22 protein-coding genes and 3 pseudogenes are annotated in these 24,160 nt (G+C 62.5%); 15 read left to right on the plus strand and 10 right to left on the minus strand.

Annotation, left to right across the window (positions count from 1 at the left end; translation table 11 throughout):
• Positions 1-207: 207 nt before the first annotated feature.
• From HJB83_RS28380 to HJB83_RS28400, 5 genes are read right to left on the minus strand one after another with little or no spacing between them, the layout of a single operon-like run.
• On the minus strand, positions 208-1,149 hold the full coding sequence (locus HJB83_RS28380) for an FAD:protein FMN transferase (protein ID WP_207584116.1): 942 nt from the start codon (positions 1,147-1,149) through the stop codon (positions 208-210).
• A complete protein-coding gene (locus tag HJB83_RS28385) occupies positions 1,130-3,328 on the minus strand; it encodes a PepSY domain-containing protein (protein ID WP_221133051.1) in 2,199 nt (732 codons plus the stop codon). Before HJB83_RS28385 ends, HJB83_RS28380 begins: the two co-directional genes overlap by 20 nt.
• 18 nt (positions 3,329-3,346) lie before the next feature.
• Positions 3,347-3,817 carry a DUF2271 domain-containing protein gene (locus tag HJB83_RS28390; protein ID WP_221117295.1) on the minus strand — a complete coding sequence of 157 codons (471 nt, stop codon included), beginning with the start codon at positions 3,815-3,817 and terminating at the stop codon, positions 3,347-3,349.
• Between the two features lie 34 nt (positions 3,818-3,851).
• Positions 3,852-4,175, minus strand: coding sequence for a hypothetical protein (locus HJB83_RS28395; RefSeq protein ID WP_207584118.1), 324 nt, complete (start codon positions 4,173-4,175; stop codon positions 3,852-3,854).
• A gap of 45 nt (positions 4,176-4,220) precedes the next feature.
• Positions 4,221-4,499, minus strand: a complete 279-nt coding sequence (locus HJB83_RS28400) for a PepSY domain-containing protein (RefSeq protein ID WP_207584119.1) — start codon at positions 4,497-4,499, stop codon at positions 4,221-4,223.
• 134 nt (positions 4,500-4,633) lie between these two features.
• On the opposite strand from HJB83_RS28400, the gene HJB83_RS28405 reads away from it, so the two are divergent.
• Positions 4,634-5,293, plus strand: coding sequence for a response regulator transcription factor (locus HJB83_RS28405; protein WP_221133052.1), 660 nt, complete (start codon positions 4,634-4,636; stop codon positions 5,291-5,293).
• Between the two features lie 68 nt (positions 5,294-5,361).
• Positions 5,362-6,672: an ATP-binding protein gene (locus HJB83_RS28410; RefSeq protein ID WP_311044497.1), complete on the plus strand. Its 1,311-nt coding sequence runs from the start codon at positions 5,362-5,364 to the stop codon at positions 6,670-6,672.
• A 120-nt stretch (positions 6,673-6,792) separates the two neighbouring features.
• On the opposite strand, the pseudogene HJB83_RS28415 reads toward HJB83_RS28410, so the two are convergent.
• Positions 6,793-7,147: pseudogene (locus HJB83_RS28415) on the minus strand (chloride channel protein); the annotation flags it as partial.
• On the opposite strand from HJB83_RS28415, the pseudogene HJB83_RS28420 reads away from it, so the two are divergent.
• From HJB83_RS28420 to hflX, 7 genes and pseudogenes are all read left to right on the plus strand, one after another.
• Positions 7,137-7,259 (plus strand): annotated as a pseudogene (locus HJB83_RS28420) (helix-turn-helix domain-containing protein); the annotation flags it as partial. The pseudogenes HJB83_RS28415 and HJB83_RS28420 overlap by 11 nt on opposite strands.
• A 607-nt stretch (positions 7,260-7,866) precedes the next feature.
• Complete coding sequence (locus tag HJB83_RS28425) at positions 7,867-8,856, plus strand: aldo/keto reductase (RefSeq protein WP_207584123.1); 990 nt, start codon at positions 7,867-7,869, stop codon at positions 8,854-8,856.
• A 204-nt stretch (positions 8,857-9,060) separates the two neighbouring features.
• Positions 9,061-11,331 carry a PAS domain-containing sensor histidine kinase gene (locus HJB83_RS28430; RefSeq protein WP_207584124.1) on the plus strand — a complete coding sequence of 757 codons (2,271 nt, stop codon included), beginning with the start codon at positions 9,061-9,063 and terminating at the stop codon, positions 11,329-11,331.
• Positions 11,321-12,685: a sigma-54 dependent transcriptional regulator gene (locus HJB83_RS28435; RefSeq protein WP_207584125.1), complete on the plus strand. Its 1,365-nt coding sequence runs from the start codon at positions 11,321-11,323 to the stop codon at positions 12,683-12,685. The genes HJB83_RS28430 and HJB83_RS28435 overlap by 11 nt, the downstream gene beginning before the upstream one ends.
• Before the next feature lie 67 nt (positions 12,686-12,752).
• Positions 12,753-13,616, plus strand: coding sequence for a D-amino-acid transaminase (locus tag HJB83_RS28440; protein ID WP_207584126.1), 864 nt, complete (start codon positions 12,753-12,755; stop codon positions 13,614-13,616).
• A gap of 105 nt (positions 13,617-13,721) precedes the next feature.
• Positions 13,722-13,964 (plus strand): RNA chaperone Hfq, encoded by a 243-nt coding sequence (gene hfq, locus HJB83_RS28445; protein WP_003539403.1) that lies wholly within the window; start codon positions 13,722-13,724, stop codon positions 13,962-13,964.
• 77 nt (positions 13,965-14,041) lie between these two features.
• The gene (gene hflX / locus HJB83_RS28450; protein WP_221133053.1) at positions 14,042-15,367 is read left to right on the plus strand and encodes a GTPase HflX; all 1,326 of its coding nucleotides are present in this window, start codon (positions 14,042-14,044) and stop codon (positions 15,365-15,367) included.
• A 260-nt stretch (positions 15,368-15,627) separates the two neighbouring features.
• Here the strand turns inward: hflX and mazG are convergent, their stop codons facing one another.
• Together mazG and HJB83_RS28460 are read right to left on the minus strand one after the other, a co-directional pair.
• The gene (gene mazG / locus HJB83_RS28455) at positions 15,628-16,467 is read right to left on the minus strand and encodes a nucleoside triphosphate pyrophosphohydrolase (protein WP_207584128.1); all 840 of its coding nucleotides are present in this window, start codon (positions 16,465-16,467) and stop codon (positions 15,628-15,630) included.
• Positions 16,468-16,487: 20 nt separating this feature from the next.
• A complete protein-coding gene (locus HJB83_RS28460) occupies positions 16,488-17,075 on the minus strand; it encodes a deaminase (RefSeq protein ID WP_221133054.1) in 588 nt (195 codons plus the stop codon).
• On the opposite strand from HJB83_RS28460, the gene HJB83_RS28465 reads away from it, so the two are divergent.
• The 6 genes from HJB83_RS28465 to HJB83_RS28490 are packed head-to-tail and all read left to right on the plus strand — an operon-like array spanning position 17,059 to position 22,548.
• Positions 17,059-17,358 (plus strand): hypothetical protein, encoded by a 300-nt coding sequence (locus tag HJB83_RS28465; protein WP_207584130.1) that lies wholly within the window; start codon positions 17,059-17,061, stop codon positions 17,356-17,358. The genes HJB83_RS28460 and HJB83_RS28465 overlap by 17 nt on opposite strands.
• Positions 17,342-18,778, plus strand: a complete 1,437-nt coding sequence (gene cysG, locus HJB83_RS28470) for a siroheme synthase CysG (protein WP_221133055.1) — start codon at positions 17,342-17,344, stop codon at positions 18,776-18,778. Before HJB83_RS28465 ends, cysG begins: the two co-directional genes overlap by 17 nt.
• Positions 18,779-18,780: 2 nt before the next feature.
• Positions 18,781-19,095 (plus strand): DUF2849 domain-containing protein, encoded by a 315-nt coding sequence (locus HJB83_RS28475; protein WP_221133056.1) that lies wholly within the window; start codon positions 18,781-18,783, stop codon positions 19,093-19,095.
• Between the two features lie 8 nt (positions 19,096-19,103).
• Positions 19,104-20,774, plus strand: a complete 1,671-nt coding sequence (locus tag HJB83_RS28480; protein ID WP_207584133.1) for a nitrite/sulfite reductase — start codon at positions 19,104-19,106, stop codon at positions 20,772-20,774.
• A gap of 10 nt (positions 20,775-20,784) precedes the next feature.
• Positions 20,785-21,297, plus strand: a complete 513-nt coding sequence (locus tag HJB83_RS28485; RefSeq protein WP_207584134.1) for a DUF934 domain-containing protein — start codon at positions 20,785-20,787, stop codon at positions 21,295-21,297.
• 39 nt (positions 21,298-21,336) lie between these two features.
• Entirely contained in the window at positions 21,337-22,548 is a 1,212-nt protein-coding gene (locus HJB83_RS28490; protein ID WP_221133057.1) for a UbiH/UbiF family hydroxylase, read from the plus strand.
• On the opposite strand, the pseudogene HJB83_RS28495 reads toward HJB83_RS28490, so the two are convergent.
• Positions 22,516-22,820: pseudogene (locus HJB83_RS28495) on the minus strand (AEC family transporter); the annotation flags it as partial. The gene HJB83_RS28490 and the pseudogene HJB83_RS28495 sit on opposite strands and share 33 nt — an antisense overlap.
• Positions 22,821-22,965: 145 nt before the next feature.
• Positions 22,966-24,084, minus strand: coding sequence for an IS5 family transposase (locus HJB83_RS28500; RefSeq protein WP_141335696.1), 1,119 nt, complete (start codon positions 24,082-24,084; stop codon positions 22,966-22,968).
• Positions 24,085-24,160: the final 76 nt, after the last annotated feature.

Here is a 24,160-nt window from a genome sequence, read left to right on the forward strand (position 1 = left end):
TTCGAGTCGTCGATGAGGGACCGATCGACTTTGCGCCGCGTCATGCTTGCGATGCGAGCCACCAGAATCTCCGAGGAGTCATAGCGGCCGAAGCGATACCGAGGATCGAGCCGGACGACGCAAGAAACAAGGTGACTTCCGAGTGCGATGAGCTCGTCTCGGGGCCGGTAACGGATGAGCTTTCGAGCTGGCTTCTGCGAGGTCTGGTCAGCGCGCAAACAGGCCGCATCCGATCCCTTTCGGCTGGTCATGCCTGAGGAAGAGAACAGACAGACCGAGCCTTTCCGCGAGCGCAAGACCGTGTGCTTGGCCAAGAACCATCATCGCCGTCGCCCAGGCGTCGGCGCTCATGCAATCGCAGGCGATCACGGTCGCCGAGGCGGGCGGATCTCTAAGCGGGAAGCCGAGGCGCGGCTCCATGGTGTGCGAGAGACGATGGCCGCCGACATCAATCCAGTGTCGATAGTCGCCTGACGTCGCAACGGCGGCATCATCCAGCTCGAGCATGGAATGCACGGCACGCACTTCCAGATTTGGCGTTTCGACGGCGACGGTCCAGCCACGACCGTCGGGCTGAGTGCCGAGTGCTTTCAGTTCGCCGTCGATGGCGAAGAGGCCGGCTTCGATTCCGTGCTCGCGCGCAGCCTTCGCCAGTTGATCGGCGCCATAACCCTTGGCGATGCCATTGAGATCGAAGCACATCTCGGAGTGCTTGCGGGCGCGTCCGGCGGACTTGTCCAGCTCGAGAACATCATGGGCCGGGCTGCGTTTCGCAAGACGGGCGGTCCTGATCATGTCCTCGCTTGCGTCCAACATGCCGAAACCCCACGCGGTGGTGGCATCGCCCACGCCGATATCGAAGGCGCCGCCCGAGGTGCGGCCGATGGCAAGACCCGCTCCCAGCACGGTAAGCAGCCGGTCGGGCAGGGCAATCCATCCACCGGGTCGCGCGGCGTTCAAGCGATTCAGATCGCTTTCAGGCCTCCAGGTGGACATTTGTTTGTCGACTTCGGTCACGGCGTCGGCCATCGCCTTGCGGGCGGGGGCGACATCGAAATGCGATGGCATGTGAAAGAGGGCGGACCAGCGCGTGCCCATGGTCGGACCGTTCATCGCGTAGCGCGTCATGTCAGTAGATGTCCTCGGCATAGCGGCCAGTGGCTTTCAGGAGCGCGAGGTTGAAGCCCTGTGCCGCGAGAATGTCGGCAAGCACGGCGGCAACGGCCGCCGCCATGTCCCGACTCCCGCAGATGAGAACCTGACCGCCTGCGGCAATGAGCTTGCCGATGCGCTCGGCGTCCTTACCCAGAATATCCTGCACATAGGCCGGGCTTGCAGTTCGCGAAAAGGCGGTCGATACCGAGGTCAGCCGGCCGTCCTTTTTCCAGTAGGAAAGCTCCTCGGCGTAAAGCGCGTCGCTGGCTGGATGGCGAGTTCCGAAATAGAGGTGCATGGGGCGGCGTGCCCGGTTTCGACGCGCGAAGCCGGCAAGCGGACCGATACCGGCGCCGGCGCCGATGAGAATGACCGGCTTGCCTCCCCGGGCCGGGCGGAAGGAGGGGTTTGGGCGCACGAAGGCCGCAACAGTATCCCCCGGTTTCAATGCGGTGAGTTGGGTCGAGCAAAGCCATCCCACTTGCTTGCGGACGCAGATTTCGAGAAAGCCATCCGTGGTACCGGAAGCAAGTGAGTAGAAGCGCGGCAGATCCGAGCCTTGCGGCACGATGCCGATCAGGTCTCCGGCCTCGAACCGCGGGAAACCCTTGCCTGTCAGACGCTGCCGGAGCGAGATGTTCGGCAGGGCAAAGCGCAGGATGGCGGTGGTCGCCTGTACGCCTGCGCCATAATCGCGGCGGGATATCAGCGGCAATCTCCAGGTCTTTGGAGCGGTTGGTTGGTGCGTCAGCTCGAAATCGAGGCCAAGCGTCTCAGCCAGGAGCCGTCCCCAGCGGGCGAAATCCTGAGGCGATTGGCGGTCTACCGTGTCGAAGGGTATGAGGGAGGCCCAGCCCTTGTCCTTGGCGATCGTCGCGATCTCGGAGGCGAAACCGCAGAAGGCCGGGAAGCTGCGATCGCCGAAACCGAGCACGGCGAGCGGCAGGCTGGGCTTTGCGGGCGTACGCTCGAAACGTTCGATGAAGCCCATGGCGGAGGCGGGCGCTGCGCCGTCACCATAGGTGGCGGCGAGCAGCATAACACGCCGCGCCTTCGGCCAACGGGCCGGTTCGAAATCGGACATCGGGCCGACGTGGACGCAAAGACCCTCTGCGGAAAGAGCAACCTGCAGCGTATTGGCAAAGCCTTGGGTCGTGCCGCTCTCACTGCCGACGAGCAGGATCGTATCGGCCTCGCCAGCGTCTGCCGAGGTTGCTCTTGGGGCGCGGCGCCCCTTGAGCCAGACAAGCAGGCCTGTCCAGCCGAGAACAGGTACAGCAAGCGCAGAGAACCCGAGGACGAGCCCGAGCCAGGCCAAGCCGCACCCCGTGTGCAGCATGGTGATGAGGAGCGTGACCCTGTCGACCCAGCCGGCGTCCGACCAGGCCAGCAGCGCGCCGTTGCCCTGATCGATGTAAGCTTCTCCTGCTGCTGTCTTGAGTGTGAAAACGTCCGTTGCGTCGCCCGTAGCAGGGAAAGTCAGCGAGAGCAGGTCATTGACCGGCGTCTCTTGAAGCAGAGCGACAGACGTGAGCGCTACCCCGGTCTTGCCGCTGACGTCGGCCGGGAAGGCCGGCGCACCCGCGCTTTCCGGCAGCAGGCCGAAAACAGCAGCCGTCATCCAGAGCGCAGTGAGCGAGGAGAGGAAGAGGCCCGGCAGAGCTAGGCGCGAGACGACGGCGTGTAAGCGTCCGTCGCCGGTACCGCGAACGGATTTCAGGACGAAAAGCCAGCCGCCGGCGCGCCGTGCCATCAGGAACAGCCCGGAAATTGCGAGGGCAAGCATAACCGCTGCACCGCCCGCAGTTATGAAACGTCCAGTATCGTCGAGGAAAAGCGAGCGATGGAGATTGGTCAACCAGCGCTCCAGATCCGAGGTGTCGGCGCTGCCGGCCGGCGTGCCAGTGGCAGGGTCGATGACAGAGGAGGCGGGTTGGTCGCCTTCGTAGTAATAGGCGGTGATCCGCCCGGACGGCGCGCGTCTGATCTGTTCCACCGTAGGTTCTGCCGCCTGGACTCGCGCGGTGAGTTCGGCAACGCTGATGTGCTGCGCGGCAGGCGTGGTGAGCGCCTCAGCGGCGGGGAAGATCGACAGTGCAGCGCCGCTCAGCGCGACGACGGTGAGAAGCACCGTGGCGATCAGCCCAAACCAGCGGTGAAGCGAGCGGTTCATGGCGAGCGTCCTTCCCGCTCAACGCGCATAGGTGAAGGCGGCGACGTAGCGCATGCCCTTCACCTTCTGCCCCAAGCCGGCCGATGCCAGCGGCACCACGATCTCGTTTGGGCTGTCGCGCATGTCTTCCACGGCGGAGTCGATGTGAAGCTGATAGCCGGCATCGAACAGCGTATCGGCAAGATCGACCGTGACCTTGAGTGAACGGCCGGCACCAACACTGGCACCCGTGATGCCTTTGATCTCGGCGGTATCGCCACCGGTGGCGCGGGACCAGCCGGTGAGATGCTCGTAATACCTGCTCTTGCCGCCCGCCATCCAAAGGCTGCCGACATATTTGCCCTGCGCATCGGTGACGTAATAAGCAAGGTAGGCACCATCGCCGCCGTAGTTGCGCATGCTGGTGGTGAAGGTCACCTCACGCGCCATGGCAAGGCCAGGAACGGTAAGAGCCGTGGTGACTGCAAGCATGGCGATAACGGATTTCATTCTCATCGATATTCTCCTTGGCTGATTTGACGGTTCAGTTCGTCTGGACCCGCGGCTTGGAACCAGGCGTGAATAGGCCGTTGCTGGGCGGGGTGGTGTTCTGCTGCTGCACGGTGCCGCCTAGACCGCAGGCATCGTCATCCCAGTTTTCGCAGTCATCGGCGGCGTGACGGCCGGTGTCGTCGTGACGGAGGTGATGCTCCTCCTTGTGTTCATCGTCCTCGCTTTCTTGATAGCCGGCTGGTACGGCCCCGGCGGCGGCACTCTTCTGTGTGGGGGACGGCCTGGCCAGACTGCCGAGGGGAGCGAGAAAGCCGATGCCGGCGCAAGCGGCCAGAAAAAATTTGCGGTACGTCATAAGTGACCTCCAGTTGGCTATCTTTATGGGGATTGGGAGCGATGCTCAGCGATCTTCGCGGCGTCTATCGAGTTGGATGACTTCAAGCGTCACCGGATCGATTTTCGCTTCGAAGCGACGGCCGTCCCTGTCGGTGCCCCGGATTTCGTAACAACCGTCATCGATCTTGATGCGCTTCAACGTCCAACCCCGTTGCCCGGCCATGGCGCGAACCGCCGCATGCGTCTTCCAATTGCTGATCGGAACGTCGCAGTCGTCTCTTGCCTGAGCGGATGTCACGGCGATGACGGCGAGCGCCAAGATGGGCAAGGTGCCGTTTTTCAATCTTGTTTCCTCTCATTTCGGTCTGATCAATTGCGTTCCGAGCTGACCGGCATCTGACAAACCGCGCGACATTGCTTCAGCTTCCCGTAAGCTGGCCGGTGGACTAGGAGACGAAAGAGAGAGGGAGGGTTGCGATGCGGGTTCTGCTGATCGAGGACGATACGGCGCTGGGCGCGGCCATTCGCGACCAGATCGCTGCCGACGGTCACTCCGTCGATTGGGTCAATCGCCTCGACCAGGCGGGCGATGCGATCGTTGCTGCTGCCTACGATCTGGTGCTGCTCGATCTGATGCTGCCCGATGGGCTTGGCATTCCCTTTCTGAAGGCGTTGCGTGGGCGCGGCGACGTGACGCCGGTCCTGATCCTGACAGCGCTCGACCAGGTCTCTGACCGCATTGCCGGATTGAACGCTGGCGCCGATGATTACATGGTGAAGCCCTTTGATCTTGCTGAGCTTTCGGCGCGGATCGGGTCGGTGGCGCGCCGTTATGCCGGCAATCCCAATCCCAACATCACGCTTGGCCCGCTCGCCATCGATCTCGCCGCCAGAAGCATCACGCTGAATGGCAAGGCCGTGGTTCTAACGGCGCGAGAATGGGTCCTGTTTGAGGCCTTCCTGCAACGTCCGGGCCAGCTTCTTTCGAAGGCGCAGCTCGAAGAGCGGCTCTATTCCTTCGATAGGGAAATCGACAGCAACGCCATCGAGGTCCATGTCAGCCGGTTGCGCAAGAAGCTCGGTACTCATGTGATCGAGACCGAGCGCGGGCTCGGCTATCGTCTGGGACGGCCATGAGGATCGGCGCTTCGCTCCAGACGCGCCTGGCGCTCGCCCTCGGGCTTTCAGTGACTCTGCTATGGCTTGTGGCGGCAGCGGTGACCGCGCACCGCCTTGGCGGGCAGATGGAAGAGGTGTTCGATGATGGCCTGAAGGCAACAGCGCAGCGCATTTTGCCGATTGCCCGGCACGACCTGCGAGAAGGCCATCAAGGCCGCGATGCGACCGATTACGACGACAATGGTGAGGACGACGACGGCGATGGACGCATCGACCGAGAGGCTCGCTACGGCGAAGATGTAAGCTTCATCGTGCGTGACCAAAACGGGCAGGTTCTGCTCGGTTCGAAGGGGGCGGATGCCTCGAGCTTCCCACCGTCCACGAAACGCGGCTTTCTTCGAACCGCAACGCACCAGCTCTATTACGATACGAGCTTCGACGGGAACCTGACGATTGCCGTCGCCGAACCGCTTGACCATCGCACGGAATTGTCACGCAAGATGCTGTTGGGCCTCGTGCTGCCGCTGATCGTGGTGATCCCTCTCAGCCTGCTCGCGATATACCTCGCGGTGCGCCGCTCCTTACGGCCGGTGCGCGCGCTTAGGCACGAGCTGGCCAATCGCGGCGCGCAGGATTTGTCGCCCGTCACCGACAGTGGCCTGCCGACCGAACTTCTCCCGATTTCGGCAGGTGTCAACCAGCTTCTCGACCGCCTGACGGCAGCGTTCCACGCCGAGCGCGCCTTTGCGGCCAATGCCGCGCACGAGCTTCGTACGCCGGTGGCCGGCGCAATCGCGCAGGCGCAACGCATTCGCTCCGAAACCAAGGAAAAGCTGACGAGCCAGCGGGCGACGGAGATCGAAACGACGCTGAAGCGGTTGATGCGCATATCTGAGAAGCTGATGCAGCTTGCTCGCGCTGAAGGCGGACGTCTACAAAGTGACCAGCCGTCCGATCTCAGAACCGTCCTGCAGATGGTCCTTCAGGATTTTGCCCGGGCCGGAGAGGGGCGCGTCTTGCTGGCACTGCCGACGGCGCCGGTGCGTTCGATGCTGGATCCGGACGCAGTCGGCATTCTCTGCCGCAACCTGATTGAAAACGCGCTGAAACACGGGGCGCAAGATGGAAAGGTTGAGGTTTCACTTCAGCTTGGCGGCCTGCTGAGTGTTGCCAATGACGGCCCGATACTGCCCCCAGACGCTGTAGACAGGCTGATGCGGCGCTTTGAGCGCGGGAACGTTGAGATCGGGGGAAGCGGTGTCGGGCTTGCTATCGTCACGGCCATCGCCGATCGCATTGGAGCCGATGTGACGATTGTGTCTCCGCGACCCGAGAGGAACGAAGGTGTGCAGGTTGAAATAAAGCTACCCGTGTGGTCGCCGAGGCTGAGTGTTTAGCGGGTGGCCGCCGAGGTGCCAATCGCGAAGCCGGCGCTGTCCAACCATCTGTATGCCATGCCGATCGGGGAGATGACGGCGCATCGTCGTTGTCCAGCCGCCGAGATTAAGTCTAGGAAGTCACTCCGTTCTGCTTCTTTTTCGACTGACCCCCGCGGCGATGAACACGCGCGAAAGCCCGTGATAGACCGGTTCGCGCGTCAGAATGCGCGACGTTATGTAGCCGATCATCGAAACGGCCATGATCGGGATGACGGCCTGGTGGTCGCCGATCATTTCAAGGATGATGACGAAGGCGGTCGTCAGCGCCTGCACGACGCCAGCGAAATAGCCTGCCATGGCGAGGATGGCCGCTAACGCGATGCTGGTGCCGAGCAGCGATCCGACCGTGCTGCCGAAACCGGCGCCAACCGCAAGCGATGGTGCAAAGATGCCGCCCGGATGCCTGGATCATCGACAGGAAACTGGCGGCGACGTGCGGCAACCAGATCGAGGCGGCCGATCTTCTCGGTCTCAACCGCAACACCTTGCGCAAGAAGATCAGGGAACTTGGCGTCTCGGTCTACAGGAGTTCCCGCACCGCCTGAGTGTGTTCGGGGGCGCGATAAAAAGAAGGCGGCGGGCCCTCATGTTTGCCCACCGCCCACCCCTCGCGGCGTCCGCCGCCACGGTCGGGAGGAGAGCTGAGCCTATCCGAGCCAGGTCGCGGTTTGTATCCAAGCAGACAAACAAAATTGCGGTGTCATTCAACAGTCACATAAGCATTTGTGAGGGGTGATTTGACGCCAGGCGAATGTCATTGAAGTTGCTGCGGTCGTCGTCGCAATGCCTGTGGATAAGCTGTGGATATCCGGTGGACGACACGATCAATCAGCGGGCTATAATGTCGCAGATTTCTATCGCATGTTGCCTATCCGTTCCGAATCTCATCATCTGCCATTGCTGCTGTCGACCTCCGCCGCAAACGTTGTCGATCGCATGCCACGGGCGCTCCGACTAATGTCGTGGAGCGCCCTTTTTCTTTACGGTCGGGGCTGATGGGAACTGCGACATTGTGTTTTGGTCAACTTCGCGGGCTGAGCCTCGCATCTCGTTGAGCATGCCATAGATTACACGAATCGGTCGTCGATCAATCGGGCGACGCCGTCCCCGGTGACAGGCCGGCACATATTCATAATTTACGGGAGTTGCATGATGGAATATCGACGTTTGGGAAAGTCAGGCCTGAAAGTGAGCGAGTTCTCCTTCGGTTCATGGGTGACGTTCGGCAAGCAGGTCAATGGAGGCGACGCCGTCGACCTCATGAAGCTTGCCTATGACAACGGGGTGAACTTCTTCGACAATGCCGAAGGATACGAAAGCGGCAAGTCCGAAATCGTCATGGGCGAGGCGCTCAAATCGCTTGGCTGGAGCCGCGACAGCTTCGTCGTCTCGAGCAAGGTCTTCTGGGGCGGCCAGAAGCCGACGCAGCGCGGCCTGTCGCGCAAGCATGTGACCGATGCCTGTCACGCCGCATTGAAGAGGCTTCAGGTCGACTACCTCGACCTCTATTTCTGCCATCGCCCGGATATCGATACGCCGGTCGAGGAAACGGTGCGGGCGATGCACGATCTCGTTGCCCAGGGCAAGGTGCTCTACTGGGGGACGTCGGAATGGTCCGCGCAGCAATTGACGGAAGCCTACGCCGTGGCTCGCGACTTGCGCATCACGCCGCCGACAATGGAGCAGCCGCAATACAACATCTTCGAACGTCAGAAGGTCGAGTCCGACTATCTGCCGCTCTATGACCTCATCGGCCTCGGCACCACGATCTGGTCGCCGCTCGCCTCGGGCGTCCTGACCGGCAAATACAATAATGGTGTGCCAGCCGACAGCCGCATGAACCTGCCGGGATACGAATGGCTGAAGGAAAAGTGGTCCAGCGATGCTGGCCGCGCTCAGCTCAAACAAGTTGGTGAGCTTGCAAAGCTCGCGGACGAGATCGGCCTGTCGATCACGCATCTCGCTTTGTTGTGGTGCCTCGCCAATCGCAACGTCTCCACCGTCATTCTCGGCGCCTCGCGCGCCAGCCAGTTGCAGGACAATCTCGCGGCGCTTTCGCACAGGCACAAGATGACGCCTGACGTGCTGGACCGGATCGACACGATTGTTGGAAACAAACCGGAAGAACCACGTCGTTTCTAAAGAGCATGTGGGCCGAGGCCCTGCGCGGCTTGACAATGTGACGGACGGCGTTGCATTTTCGCCACAATGCGTTGCTTAAAGGTCACGCAAGGGTTTTGGACTTCGCTCCCGATCGAGTCGTTGCAGCGCTGGCTTTCTTGAGCCGGCGTTCTTTGGTTTCGATCGGCTGGCGAGGGCGGCGGGTGCCGCCTGAAGAGAGGCCGAATGACGCAGGATGGGGTATCGCCGGCGGCGGCGGGCGAGGCGGTGACCACGGTGACCGATCGCCGCGCCCTTTTTGCCGTGCCCGGCCTTGTGCTTGCCGGCGGCGCGCTTCTCTGCGCCACGGCGACACTTTTCGTGCTGCTCGGCCTCACCCCGATCGCCCCGAGTTCGCACGTCGTCATCACCTCGGTGATCGTCAATTCCTTCTTTGTCCTGACGCTGCTGGCGCTGATCGCCCGTGAGGTGGCAAGGCTGCTCAAGGCCCGCACCCGAGGGCGGGCGGCTGCTCGCCTGCATATCCGCATCGTCGTGCTCTTCTCGATCGTCGCGATCACGCCGGCAATCCTCGTCGCCATCTTCGCCAGCATCACCCTGAATGCCGGTCTCGACCGCTGGTTTGCGTTGCGCACCCAGTCGATCGTCAGTTCGTCGCGCAATATCGGCCAGGCCTACATGATGGAAAACGCCAGCTACCTGCAGGGGCAGACGGTTTCCATGGCCAACGACCTGGAGCGCAACCGCGCGCTCTACAGCCTCGACCGGACAGGTTTTGCCGACCTGATGACGCGCCAGGCGAGGGGCCGCGGCCTGCTCGGCTCCTTCCTCGTCGAGCGCGACGGTTCGGTGATCGTCCAGGCCGACATCGCCACCGAAAAGCCGTTGCCGGCGATCCCGCAGGACGCGCTTGAGAAGGCCGCGGCCGGCCAGCCGACACTGATTCCGCCCGGCGTCACCAACCTTGTCGGCGCCATCATCAAGCTCGATGCCATCCAGGGCACCTTCCTCTATACGGTGCGCGCCGTCGATCCCAAGGTCATGGGCGCCATGCGCATGATGGAGGAGAACGCCACCGAATATCGCTCGATGGAAGCCAACCGCTTCTCGCTGCAAATCGCCTTCGCCGTGCTCTATATCGGCTTCGCGCTGATCGTGCTGCTCGCGGCGATCTGGACCGCGATCGCCGTTGCCGACCGCATCGTCCGGCCGATCCGGCTGTTGATCACCGCTGCCGACAGCGTGGCATCGGGCAATATGGATATTGTCGTGCCGGTGCATGCCGTCGACGGCGACGTCGCCAATCTGTCGCGCACCTTCAACAAGATGATCTCGGAAATCCGCACTCAGCGCGACGAGATCCTCGAAGCCAAGGACGAGGTCGACGATCGCCGCCGCTTTATCGAAGCGGTGCTGTCGGGCGTCACTGCCGCCGTCATCGGCGTCGAGCAGGATCGCCGCATCGCCATCGTCAATAGTTCGGTCGAAACGCTGATGTCGCTGTCGGCCGATGAGATGCTCGGCAAGCAGCTGGTCGACATCGCGCCGGAGGTCGATCACGTGCTGACCGAGGCGGCTTCGCGTCATCGCGGCGATTTCCGCAAGCAGATCGCGCTCGTGCGCGGCGGCACGGTCAGGACGCTGAGCGTGCAGGTCACCCGCGAGGAAGTGCGCGATCAGAGCGAATCCTATGTGATCACGCTCGACGACATCACCGACTTGGTCATCGCCCAGCGCTCGACCGCCTGGGGCGACGTCGCAAGACGCATCGCCCATGAGATCAAGAACCCGCTGACGCCGATCCAGCTTTCCGCCGAGCGCATCCAGCGCCGTTACGGCAAGCAGATCGACCCGGGCGACCGGGCCGTCTTCGACCAGTGCACCGATACGATCATCCGCCAGGTCGGCGATATCGGCCGCATGGTCGACGAATTCTCTGCCTTCGCCCGCATGCCGAAGCCGACCAAGGAGCCGAGCGACCTGCGCGATATCTTGCGCGACGCGATCTTCCTGCGCGAGATGGGCAATCATCACGTCAGTTTTGCCCAGGATTTCGGTGAGCAGCCGCTGGAGGGCCTGTTCGACAGCCGCATGCTCGGCCAGGCTTTCGGCAATCTGATCAAGAATGCCGTCGAAGCGATCGAGGCCGTTCCGAGCGACGAACGCGACGAACGCAAGATACTCGTCCGAGCCGCCCTCGACACCGGCCGCGACCGCTTCACCGTCGATGTCATCGACAATGGCCGCGGCCTGCCGGTGGAGAACCGCCACAGCATTCTGGAACCCTATATGACGATGCGTGAGAAGGGCACTGGACTCGGTCTCGCCATCGTCAAGAAGATCATCGAGGAACATGGCGGGCAGCTTGAGCTGCATGATGCGCCCGCCGATTTTGACCGGGGAAGAGGGGCCATGATCCGCGTGCATCTGCCACGTCGGGATCCGACGCCCGCCTCTCCCGCAGCCAATGACAAGGAAAGCGTTTATGGCCTCTGATATTCTTGTCGTCGACGACGAGCACGATATTCGCGAGATCGTTTCCGGCATTCTCTCCGACGAGGGACACGAAACGCGCACGGCCCATGACAGCGACAGCGCGCTGGCGGCGATTTCCGACCGGGTGCCGCGGCTGATCTTCCTCGATATCTGGATGCAGGGCAGCAAGCTCGACGGTCTGTCGCTGCTCGACGAGATCAAGACCCGCCATCCGGAATTGCCGGTGGTAATGATCTCCGGCCATGGCAACATCGAGACCGCCGTCTCGGCGATCAAGCGCGGCGCCTTCGATTTCATCGAGAAGCCTTTCAAGGCCGACCGGCTGATTCTGATCGCCGAACGGGCGCTTGAGAATTCCAAGCTGAAGCGCGAGGTCTCCGAGCTGAAGCGCCGCACCGGCGACGCATTGGAGCTGATCGGCACCTCGGTTGCCGTTTCGCAGCTGCGTCAGACCATCGAGAAGGTCTCACCGACCAACAGCCGCATCATGATCCTCGGCGCATCCGGCTCCGGCAAGGAGCTGGTGGCGCGGATGATCCACAAGAAGTCGGCCCGCGCCAACGGCCCCTTTGTGGCGATCAATGCTGCCAACATCACGCCCGACCGCATGGAAGTGGCGCTGTTCGGCACCGAGGGCACGCCCGGTCAGGCCCGCAAGATCGGCGCGCTCGAGGAAGCCCATCGCGGCATCCTCTATCTCGACGAAGTCGGCGAGATGCCGCGCGAGACGCAGAACAAGATCCTGCGCGTGCTGGTCGACCAGCAGTTCGAGCGGGTAGGCGGTTCCAAGCGCGTCAAGGTCGATGTCCGCATCATCTCCTCGACCGCCTATAATCTCGAGAGCCGTATCGCTGAGGGATGGTTCCGCGAGGATCTTTATCATCGCCTCGCCGTCGTGCCGGTGCGAGTGCCGGCCCTGGCCGAGCGGCGCGAAGACATTCCTTTCCTCGTCGACCAGCTGATGCGGCAGATTTCCGAGCAGGCCGGCATTCGTCCGCGCCGCATCGGCGACGACGCCATGGCCGTGCTGCAGGCGCATGATTGGCCGGGCAATATCCGCCAGCTGCGCAACAATATCGAGCGCCTGATGATCCTTGCCCGCACCGACGGGCCGGATGCGCCGATCACCGCCGACATGCTGCCGACCGATCTCGGCGACATGCTGCCGAAGGTCTCCGCCAAGAACGACTATCACATCATGACGCTGCCGCTGCGCGAAGCCCGCGAGATGTTCGAGAAGGATTATCTGATCGCCCAGATCAACCGCTTCGGCGGCAATATCTCGCGCACCGCGGAATTCGTCGGCATGGAGCGTTCGGCGCTGCACCGCAAGCTGAAGTCGCTCGGCGTCTGATTTGCATTCGGCGCGGCCGACGCCGCGCCGTGCCCCTTGTATTGCTTCCCGGAAGACCAGGTTTCCCATGCCGAGAATTGCCTATGTGAATGGCCGTTACGTCAAGCATTCCGATGCCAGCGTGCATATCGAGGATCGCGGTTATCAGTTCGCCGACGGCGTCTATGAGGTCTGCGAGGTGCGCCATGGCTACATCGTCGATCTCACCCGCCATCTGAACCGTCTCGACCGTTCGCTCGGTGAGCTGCGCATCGCCTGGCCGATGAGCCGGGCGGCACTGACGCAGGTCATTCGCGAGACGCTGCGCCGCAACCATGTCTGCAACGGGCTTTTCTACATGCAGGTGACGCGCGGAGTGGCGCGCCGTGATCATGTCTTCCCGGCCGAGGGAACGACGCCCTCGCTTGTTATCACCGCCAAGAGCACCGATCCCAAAATCATCGCCGCCAAGAATGCCAATGGCATCAGGGCGATCACCCTTGTCGACAATCGCTGGGACCGCGTCGACATCAAATCCGTCGGTCTGCTGCCGAACGCGATGGCCCGCCAGCAGGCCAAGGAGGCCGGCGCCCAGGAAGCGATCTATGTCGACGGCGACAGGATGGTCAAGGAAGGGGCGGCGACCAATGTCTGGATCGTCGATTCCGAGGGAATGCTGGTGACGCGGCCGGCCGAACACGGCATCCTGCGCGGCATTACCCGCACCACCTTGATGGACGTCGCAGCCAAGCTCGGGTTGCAGATCACCGAGCGAAACTTCTCGGTTTCCGAGATGCTCGCAGCCCGCGAGGTCTTCCTCACCGCAGCCACAAGTATTTGTTTTCCGGTCGTTTCCGTCGATGGCCAGACGATCGCCAACGGTCATCCGGGCAGCGTCTCGCAGAAAGTCCGCGAAGCCTTTTTCGACGTTGCGGAAAAGATTGCGATTTGATACCAAGATTTGCTGGACGGGTGAATGAGGCGCCGGTCTTGCGGGTGAGGTTGATTGATATTCTACCGGCCGGATCAGGTCGGCAATAAAGAAAGAAGCGGCGCGATGGCGGAACGTTCTCAGAATCTGCAGGACTTATTTCTCAATACTGTTCGCAAACAAAAGATTTCCCTGACAATCTTTTTGATCAACGGCGTGAAACTCACGGGCGTTGTTACGTCTTTCGACAATTTCTGTGTTCTTCTTCGCCGTGACGGCCATTCGCAGCTCGTGTATAAGCATGCGATCTCGACGATCATGCCGGGCCAGCCCATGCAGATGTTCGAGAGCGAAGAAGCAGCGTCCTAACAGGATCAGCCGTCATTTCGACACGCGATACCAAGAACGATTCGATCATCCCTGAGGCCGCCAAGCACAGGGACGACATGCGCGCGACTGTCGTCGTGCCGGTTCTGAAATCGCGTAGCCGCGGCGGCCAGAGCGAATCGGCCTCGACCCGCACGCCGGAAAGCCGGCTCGAAGAGGCGATGGGGCTTGCCCAGGCGATCGACCTCGATGTCGTCAGCGGCTCGGTCGTCCCGGTCAATGATCCGCGACCGGCCACATTGCTCGGCACCGGCAAGATCGAGGAGATCAAGGCGCTGCTCAATGAGCGGGATTCCGGTCTCGTCATCGTCGATCATCCGCTGACGCCGGTGCAGCAGCGCAATCTCGAAAAGGAATGGAACGCCAAGGTCATCGACCGGACGGGCCTCATCCTCGAAATCTTCGGCCGCCGCGCCTCCACCAAGGAAGGCACGCTGCAGGTCGATCTCGCCCACCTGAATTACCAGAAGGGCAGGCTGGTTCGAAGCTGGACCCACCTTGAACGTCAGCGCGGCGGCGGCGGCTTCATGGGCGGCCCGGGCGAAACCCAGATTGAAGCCGACCGGCGGATGCTGCAGGACCGCATCATCAAGCTCGAACGCGAACTGGAGCAGGTCGTACGCACTCGCCAGCTCCACCGCGCCAAGCGCCGCAAGGTGCCGCACCCGATCGTGGCGCTGGTCGGCTATACCAATGCCGGCAAGTCGACGCTGTTCAACCGCATCACCGGCGCCGGCGTGCTGGCCGAAGACATGCTCTTTGCCACGCTCGATCCCACGCTTCGGCGCATGAAGCTGCCGCACGGCCGCACCGTCATCCTGTCCGACACCGTCGGCTTCATCTCCGACCTGCCGACCCATCTGGTCGCCGCCTTTCGGGCGACGCTCGAAGAAGTGCTGGAAGCCGATCTCATCCTGCATGTCCGCGACATGTCCGATGCCGACAACCAGGCCCAGAGCTCCGACGTCATGCGCATCCTTGGTGATCTCGGCATCGACGAGGCCGAAGCCGAGAAGCGGCTGATCGAGGTCTGGAACAAGATCGACCGCCTGGAGCCCGAGGTGCACGACACCATGGTGCAGAAATCGGCCGGCGCCAGCAACGTCGTCGCGGTCTCGGCCGTCAGCGGCGAGGGCGTCGACACGCTGATGGATGAGATCAGCCGCAGGCTCTCCGGCGTGATGACCGAAGCGACCATCCGCCTTCCGGTCGACAAGCTAGCGCTGTTGCCCTGGCTCTACGACCACGCGATCGTCGATGCCCGCGAGGACAATGAGGACGGCTCGATCACGCTCGACCTGCGCCTCTCCGAAACCGAAGCCACCGAACTCGAACGCCGCATCGGCAATGGCGCGAAGTCTTCGAAGGAAGATTGGGAGCGGTGAGTCACTCCCTTCTCCCCAGCGGGGGGAGAAGGTGGCCCGAAGGGTCGGATGAGGGGGCCGCACGGTACACCCTTCATGCTGCCCTTCGCTTGCGCTCAGCGCACTCGCTCCTGGCGTCGCTCACCCCCTCATCTGCCTGCCGGCATCTTCTTCCCGCTGGGGAGAAGGGAGATGTGGCAACGCTCTGCTCACTCAGCCTGACCGCCTTGAGCCGAGCATGACGGAGAGTGGGGTTGGCTTCTTGCCAAACTTAGGCCGATCTACCCAGCCACGAGCGCTCTTTCAATCGCCTTGGCCGCTTGCCAGATCTCCTCCATTCGCTCGAGACTGGCCGCTTCCAGTGTCTCGCCTCCTTTATCAAGAACATTCTCTATATGGCTGAACCTACGCCGAAATTTCGTGTTCGTCCCGCGCAGCGCCTGTTCCGGATCGGTCTTCACATGCCGGCCGATATTGACAACCGCGAAGATCAGGTCGCCGAGTTCGTCACTGACCTTCGCGCGATCGCCTTCGCTTAATGCTACCCGCAATTCGCCGATCTCCTCTTCGATCTTGTCGAGGATCGGTTCCGGCGCCGACCAGTCGAAACCGACTTTCGCGGCGCGTTCCTGCAGCTTCAACGCTTCGGTCAAAGCGGGAAAACTGCGCTGCACCGAGCCGAGAAAGCCGCCGTTGAAATCCTCGGTGATCCCCCGCCTGGACCGGCGCTCTGTACGCTCGCGTTTTTCCGCCTGCTTGATCTCGTCCCACTGTTTCTTCACCGCATCCGGCGTATCGGCGGCCGAGCGGGCAAAGACATGTGGGTGGCGGCGGATCATCTTGGTGGTGATGGCGTTGACCACGTCGCCGAACGAGAATTCGCCGGCCTCCTCGGCCATGCGGGCATGGAAGACCACCTGCAGCAGCAGGTCGCCCAACTCGTCGCAAAGATCGTCCATATCGCCGCGCTCGATCGCATCGGAGACCTCATAGGCCTCCTCGATCGTATAGGGCTTGATCGTCTCGAAGCTCTGCTCGATGTCCCAGGGGCAGCCGGTTTCGGGATGGCGCAGCGCCGCCATGATCTCGATCAGCCGTAAAATCTCTGTGGAAGGTTCCATGGTGCCTCGGTTCAGCGGCCTCAGTTGAGCGGTATGTCGTTGGCGCTCTTCGACGACTGGTAGTTGGTGGAAAGCGCGTCGTAGCGCGCCTTGATGCGGGCGGTCTGGGACTGCAGCGCGGTCTTCAGCTGAGCCTCTTCGGTCGCGACGAGATCGGCGATGGCAAAGCTGTTCCAGAAGGCGTTCTGCCTGCGATAGCCGCCGGGTTCAAGCCCGAAGACCTCCTTCAGGATCTTCAGGTCGTGCGGAATGGCGAAGGCATCGCGGGAATCTTCGTGGCTGAAAAAATAATAGAAATTGTCGAAGCCCGCCCAGGTGATCGCCGACATGCACATGGTGCAGGGTTCGTGCGTCGACAGGAAGATCAAATCCTTGGTCGCCGGCTTGTCGCCAAGCTCGTAGAAGCGCTTCAGCGTATGCACTTCGCCGTGCCAGAGCGGATTGTCGAGCTCGTTGTTGGTCTCGGCGACGACGAGCGAAAGATCGGATTTGCGCAGGATCGCCGCGCCGAACACCTTATTCCCCAGTGAAACGCCGCGCTCGGTCAGCGGCAGGATATCGTCTTCGACAACGGAAAGCAGGCGGGCGGCGATGGTTTTGTCGGGCATTGATCTCTCCGGTTTTCCCTCAGTCTATCGCCTCGGCGGCGCAAGTGAAATGCGCGAAACGCCGGTGGACGTCTTTTGTCACAGGCTTTACAATGCGCTGCAGCAAATGCGCTCACTTGTGCTGTTTTGGTCAGCATGGGTGACTTTTCTCAAATCGCTAATGAGACGAGCAAAAGAATACCCGCTTGCTGGGGCTTTCGAATTTCTGTTCCTTCAATCCCTTGTCGATCAAGGGCATAGTCTGGCAACTTCGAAGTGGATTGATGATGTCTCCCAAGACTGAGCAGCTTTCGGTATTTCCAGCCTTCTTTCGCGTGGAAGGCCAGAAGACGGCTGTCTTCGGCAATGGCGACGAAGCGTTCGCCAAGGTGCGGCTGCTCTTGAACACACGGGCGCGGATCGTTGCCTATGCCGATCGGCCGCAAGCCGATTATCACGCCTTCCTGATCGCCAACCGTATCGAGACCGTGCGCACCGGCTTTTCCGCCGAGCAGGTCGAGGGATCGGCGCTGGTCTTCGCCGCCACCGGCAATGAGGCTGACGACCGCCGGATTGTCGATGCCGCCCGCACTGTCAGAATTCCGGCCAATGCCGTCGATCAGCCCGATTACTGCGATTTCTTCACGCCGGCGCTGGTCAATCGCGCCCCCGTCGCCGTTGCGATCGGCACCGAAGGGGCGGGGCCGGTTCTGGCGCAAATGATCCGTGCGCAGATCGATCAGCTTCTCTCCCCCTCGCTCGGCCGGCTTGCCGGCCTGGCGACGAGCTACCGCAAGGCCGTTGACCAGCTCGTTCCGCGTGGCGTCACCCGCCGCGTCTTCTGGCGCCGCTTTTTCTCCGGCGCCGTGGCCGATGCGATCGCCAACGGCAACCTGTCGCAGGCCCGCCACGCCGCCGACCGGCTGTTGGGCTCGATGGACAAAGTCGCCGGCCATGTCTGGCTGGTCGGTGCCGGTCCCGGTGCCGAGGATCTTCTGACGCTACGCGCCCAGCGCGTAATGATGGAAGCCGACGTCATCGTCTATGACGCGCTCGTGCCGCAGGCGATCGTCGATATGGGCCGCCGCGACGCCGAGCGGCTTTCCGTCGGCAAGCGCAAGGGCTGCCATTCGAAATCGCAGGAAGAGATCAACGACCTGCTGGTCGACCTCGGTCGCCAGGGCAAGCGTGTCGTCCGCCTGAAATCCGGCGATCCGCTGGTCTATGGCCGGGCAGGCGAAGAGATGGCGGCAATGCGCGCTGCCGGCGTCACCTATGAGGTGGTGCCCGGCATCACCTCGGCTTTCGCCGCCGCCGCCGATTTCGAGCTGCCGCTGACGCTGCGCGGCGTTGCCTCCTCGCTGGTCTTCACCACCGGCCATGATTTGACCGGCGACGTGCTGCCCGATTGGGCAAGCCTTGCCGTCTCCGGCGCGACGATCGCCGTCTATATGGGCCGCACGGTTGCCGCCTCCGTTGCCGAGCGGCTGATGCAGGCCGGCATTCCCGCCGAGACCACCGTCGCCGTCATCGAGAATGCCAGCCGCACTGAGCGCCGCCTGCTGCATGGCACGCTCGCCGATCTGCCCGACCTGCAGCACCGCGACGAGCTGACCGGTCCGGTCATGGTCATTATCGGCGATGCGGTCGCCGGCGCCAATTTCGAACTGTCCGAGCCGCTGGTGCGTGCGAACGCCCGGCTCGAGGAACTTGCAAGGAGCTAAACATGGTAGACAAGGTTCTGACGGCCAACCGGCTGACGGACGGCATTGCCGTCTGGCTGGATGCGAAGGGCGCGTGGTCCACCTCGCTGCAGGGGGCGCTAGTCGCCCGCCATAACGAAGCCGTTGAAGCGCTGGAAGCCATCGGCAAGAAATCCTATGCCGATAACGAAGTCGTTGACGTCGCCGTCGTCGAAGTCCAGGACACCAACGGCAGTCTCTGGCCGCTTCGCCTTCGCGAGCGCATCCGCGCCCAGGGTCCGACCATGGAATATGCCCCGGGCTACGCTCCGGCCGATCCCGAATTCATTGCAGTCTGAGGAAGACGATGTACCGTTACGACGAATTTGACCATGCCTTTGTCAGCGAGCGCGTCGAGCAGTTTCGCGACCAGGTTCAGCGCCGCCTTTCCGGCGAACTTGCCGAGGATGCGTTCAAGCCGCTGCGCCTGATGAACGGCGTCTACCTGCAGCTCCACGCCTATATGCTGCGCATCGCCATTCCTTATGGCACGCTGAGCGCCCGCCAGCTGCGCATGCTCGCCCATATTGCCCGCACCTATGACCGCGGCTATGGCCATTTCACCACGCGCCAGAACCTGCAGTTCAACTGGCCGAAGCTGTCGGAAATCCCCGATGCGCTCGCCGATCTCGCAAGCGTCGAGATGCATGCCCTGCAGACCTCGGGCAACTGCATCAGAAACGTGACGGCCGATCACTTTGCCGGTGCCGCCGCCGATGAGATCGCCGATCCGCGTCCCTATGCCGAAATCCTGCGCCAGTGGTCGTCGGTCCATCCGGAATTCTCCTTCCTGCCGCGCAAGTTCAAGATCGCCGTCACCGGCGCCGACCGCGACCGCGCCGCGATCCAGGTCCACGATATCGGCCTGCATCTGAAGAAGAACGACAAGGGCGAGATCGGTTTTGCCGTCTATGTCGGCGGTGGCCAGGGCCGCACGCCGATGATCGCCAAGCTGATCCGCGACTTCCTGCCCGAAGAGGACCTACTCTCCTACACCACGGCAATCGTTCGCGTGTACAATCTGCACGGCCGCCGCGACAACAAGTACAAGGCCCGCATCAAGATCCTCGTGCACGAAACCGGCGCCGAGGAACTGGCGCGCCAGGTGGAAGTGGAATTCGCCGCGCTGAAGGATAGCGAGCTGAAGCTGCCGGAAAAGGACGTCGAGGCGATCGCCAGCTATTTCGCACTGCCGGCTTTGTCCGAGCGCGCCGAAGGCTGGGAAAACCTCGCCCGCTGGAAGAAGGCCGATCCGGATTTCGCCCGCTGGGTGCAGCAGAACGTGCAGCCGCACAAGAACCCCGATTACGGCATGGTGACGATCTCGCTGAAGCCGATCGGCGGCATTCCGGGGGATGCTACCGACGCGCAGATGGATGCGATCGCCGATCTCGCCGAAGAATATGCCTTCGACGAAATCCGTGTCAGCCATGAGCAGAACCTCATCCTGCCGCATGTTGCACTTGCCGATCTGGAAGCCGTCTATCGCGGCCTCGTCGCCATCAATCTGGCCGAAGCCAATGCCGGCCTGATCACCGATATCATTGCCTGTCCGGGGCTGGACTATTGCGCGCTCGCCAATGCGCGCTCCATTCCGCTGGCGCAGGAAATCTCCCGCCGTTTCGGCAATGCCGAACGCCAGGCCGAGATCGGCGAGCTGAAGATCAAGATCTCCGGCTGCATCAATGCCTGCGGCCACCACCATGTTGGCCATATCGGCCTGCTTGGTGTCGAGAAGAAGGGCGCCGAACTCTACCAGATCACCCTCGGCGGTTCCGGCGACGAACATACCTCGATCGGCGAGATCATCGGCCGCGGTTTTGAGCCCGACCGGGTGACGGACGCGATCGAGACGATCGTCGACACCTATCTCGGCCTGCGCCTCGATCCATCGGAGATCTTCCTTGCCACCTATCGCCGCGTCGGGCCGCAGCCTTTCAAGGCTGCGCTCTACGGCTCAACCGCCGAAGCGGCATAAGGAGGCGATGATGACGAAGATCTGGAGAGAAACCGGTTTTGTCGAAAACGATCCCTGGGTGATCGAGACCGACGAGGCGAAGGCGACCGGCGAGCAGAAGCCGCTGCTCAGCCTCGACGAGCTGATCGCCAAGGCCGACGTAAGCAACGATGTCGGCCTCGGGGTGCTGATCAAGCCGGCCGACGATGTGCGCCGGCTGGAGCCCTATCTCTATCGCCTCGAAATCGTTGCCGTCGCCTTTCCGGCGTTCAACGACGGGCGGGCCTTCAGCCATGCCTCGCTGCTGCGCCAGCGCCTCGGCTACACCAACGAGCTGCGCGCCGTCGGCGACGTGCTGATCGACCAGGTGCCGCTGATGCTGCGCGTCGGTATCGACAGCTTTTCCGTCAGCAACGCCACGGCGCTGAAGCGGCTTTCAGAAAACCGTCTTCCCGCCATTCCCCATCATTATCAGCCGGCGGTGCGTGACGCCGAAGCCGGCAAGGGCTATAGTTGGCGCCGTCAGGCGAAGCCGGCCGCATAAGCGACCGATCCGCCTTTTTACGATGAGCGGAACGGTAGCATGAAGACATTCGAAGTGGCGGTGATCGGTGGCGGTCTCGCCGGCATGATCGCCGCAATCGCGCTTGGTCGCGGTGGCCGTAGTGTGGCGCTGATGGCGCCCGTCGCGGCAAGAGAGGACCGGCGCACCACAGCGCTGATGGATCAGTCGATCCGCTTCTTCGACCGGCTGGCGCTCTGGGAAAAGCTGCGCCCGGCAGCCACGCCTCTCACCAGCATGCGCATCGTCGACGGCACTGACCGGCTGCTGCGCGCGCCGACGACCACCTTCCGCGCCGCTGAGGTCGGCCTCGATGCCTTCGGCTATAATTTCCCCAACAAGGCGCTGATCGACGTCCTCGAAAATGCCGTCGCCGACGAGGGCAATATCACCCGCTTCACCGATATGGCCGAATCGATCGCGATCTCCGCCGAGACCGTGTCGATCACGCTTGCGGGCGGCGAGATGCTTTCAGCCGATTTTGCCGTCGGCGCCGACGGCCGCGGCTCGAAGCTGCGCGAGACGGCAGATATCGGCGTGCGCAACTGGTCCTATCCGCAGTCGGCGATGGTGCTGAATTTCGCCCATTCGCTGCCGCACCAGAACATCTCGACCGAATTCCATACCAAACATGGCCCCTTCACCCAAGTGCCGCTGCCCCAAGGTCGCTCCAGCCTCGTCTGGGTACAGGACCCCGCTGAAGCAGCAAAGCGCCTGGAATTGCCGCTTGCCGAACTCGGCGCCCTTGTCGAGGCGCGCATGCAGTCCATGCTCGGCAAGGTCGATGTGGAGGAGGGCGTCCAGGTCTGGCCGCTGTCCGGCATGATCGCCCATCGTTTCGGCAAGGGGCGCATCGCGCTGATCGGCGAGGCCGCCCATGTCTTCCCGCCGATCGGGGCGCAGGGGCTGAACCTCAGCCTGCGCGATATCATGGCGCTGACCGAGATCCTCTGCGACAGGGCGGAATTGCCGGTGCCGGCCGATGCCGGCGAAAGCTTCGACCGCAAGCGCCGCGCCGATATCATGACGCGCACGGCCAGTGTCGATCTTCTCAACCGCTCGCTGCTTTCGGATTTCCTGCCGGTGCAGATGCTGCGGGCTGCGGGCCTGCATATCCTCTCGGCGATTCCGCCGCTGCGCAATATCATCATGCGCGAAGGCATCGAGCCCGGCCGCGGCTTGCGCGATATTCCGGGTGCTCTACGGGAAAAGCTGAAGCGGAAGAAGGCCTGAGCGGATCACGATCAGCCAGAGCGAAACGCTGACCACCGAAAGCACCGTTGTGATCAGGATCGTCGCCGAGGCGCGCTCCTGCCACACACTATATTGCTGGCCGATGACACGAAGACGTTGGTCGCCGTCGGCAGCGAGGCGAGCAGCACGGCTGCCTGGATCCACACCGGCTCGAACCCACCGACCGCTGTCAGTGCCAGGAAAACCGCGACCGGGTGCAGGATCAGCTTCGCCGGCACGATGTAGCCGATCTCAGCCGGGATCCGCTTCAGCGAAGAAAAACGGAAATGCTCTAGCAGGCTGCTGAAATTCGCTCTGCGTTGGCGCAGTTGCTTGCTGTGGGTCTGATTTTTTACAGACTGGCTGTCGTGCGGTGGGATTTTGGCCGATTGAGGCGGGTTTTCTGGCCATATCGGCTTATTGATCTCCCTCAAGACACACTTCGCCCGTCGATCCGATCAATTTGGGAAGGCGGATGATGTTGTACGCGACAAGGGCGAAGGTGAAGGCGGCCTTCACCTTGTCCAGTCCGCGCAGCTTGAGCTGCGCCAGCCCGGCCGTCGTCTTGACCCAGCCGAAGACTTCCTCGATCCGCTTGCGGCAGCGCAGGCTGATCGCATAGCCGGCACTTTGCGCCACCTCTGGCGGCACCGCCGTCTTGCGCACCTTGCCCGTCTTGCTCACCGTCCCATTGATCGCCACATGCGGCACGATCTTGCGAGCCTTCAACTCCTCGACGAAGGCTTCCGCGTCGTAGCCCTTGTCGGCGCCCAGCGTCGCCCCTTCGCCAAGGCCCTCGCTCAGTGCGCTCGCCGCATCCCGCTCGCCCGTGCCGGTCGCATGCGTCACCGCGCCGTCGACCACAAGCCCGTTGCGGTTCTCCATCAGTGCGTGCCCCAGATAGGCTAAGCGGCTCTCCTGGCCATTGCCCTTGCGGTACAGACGCGCATCCGGGTCCGTCGTCGAGGCATGCGTCTTGTTCGAGCGCTTCTCCTTGCGAAAGTTGCGCTCGCCGTTGCGGCCATCCTCCGGCGGCTCATCCGAACCGTCCTTGGCCCGGAAGCTCTTCATCGAGGCAAACGCCTTCAGCATCGTGCCGTCGACCGAAAAATGCTCCGCACTCAACAGCCGCTTGACCGCAGGCTGCGAAAGCAACGCCGACAGGAAACCCTGGGCAACCTCCGTCGTCAGCAGCCGGTCCCGGTTCTTCGAAAACGACGAGGCATCCCAGACCGCATCGTCGATGCCAAGCCCGACGAACCAGCGGAACAGCAGGTCGAACTCCAGCCGTTCCATCAGTTGACGCTCCGAGCGGATCGAATAGAGCATCTGCAGCAGCACCGCCCGCAGCATCCGCTCCGGCGCAATCGACGGCCGACCGGTGTTGGCATACAGCGCTGCAAACGATCCATCCAACGCCACAAACGAGGTGTTCACAAGTTCGCGCATCGCCCGAAGCGGATGCCGGGCCGGAACCCGTGCCTCAAGGTCGACATACGAAAACAGCGACCCCGTCCGATCATCCCCGCCGCGCATCCAAATTCCCTCGAAATCACTTGCAAGATGGAATCATGTGTCCAGCCCAAAAGCCAGTGGGTTTTTCAGCAGCCTG

The sequence above is a fragment of the Rhizobium sp. NZLR11 genome (assembly GCF_019685115.1).
Taxonomy (GTDB): Bacteria; Pseudomonadota; Alphaproteobacteria; order Rhizobiales; family Rhizobiaceae; genus Rhizobium.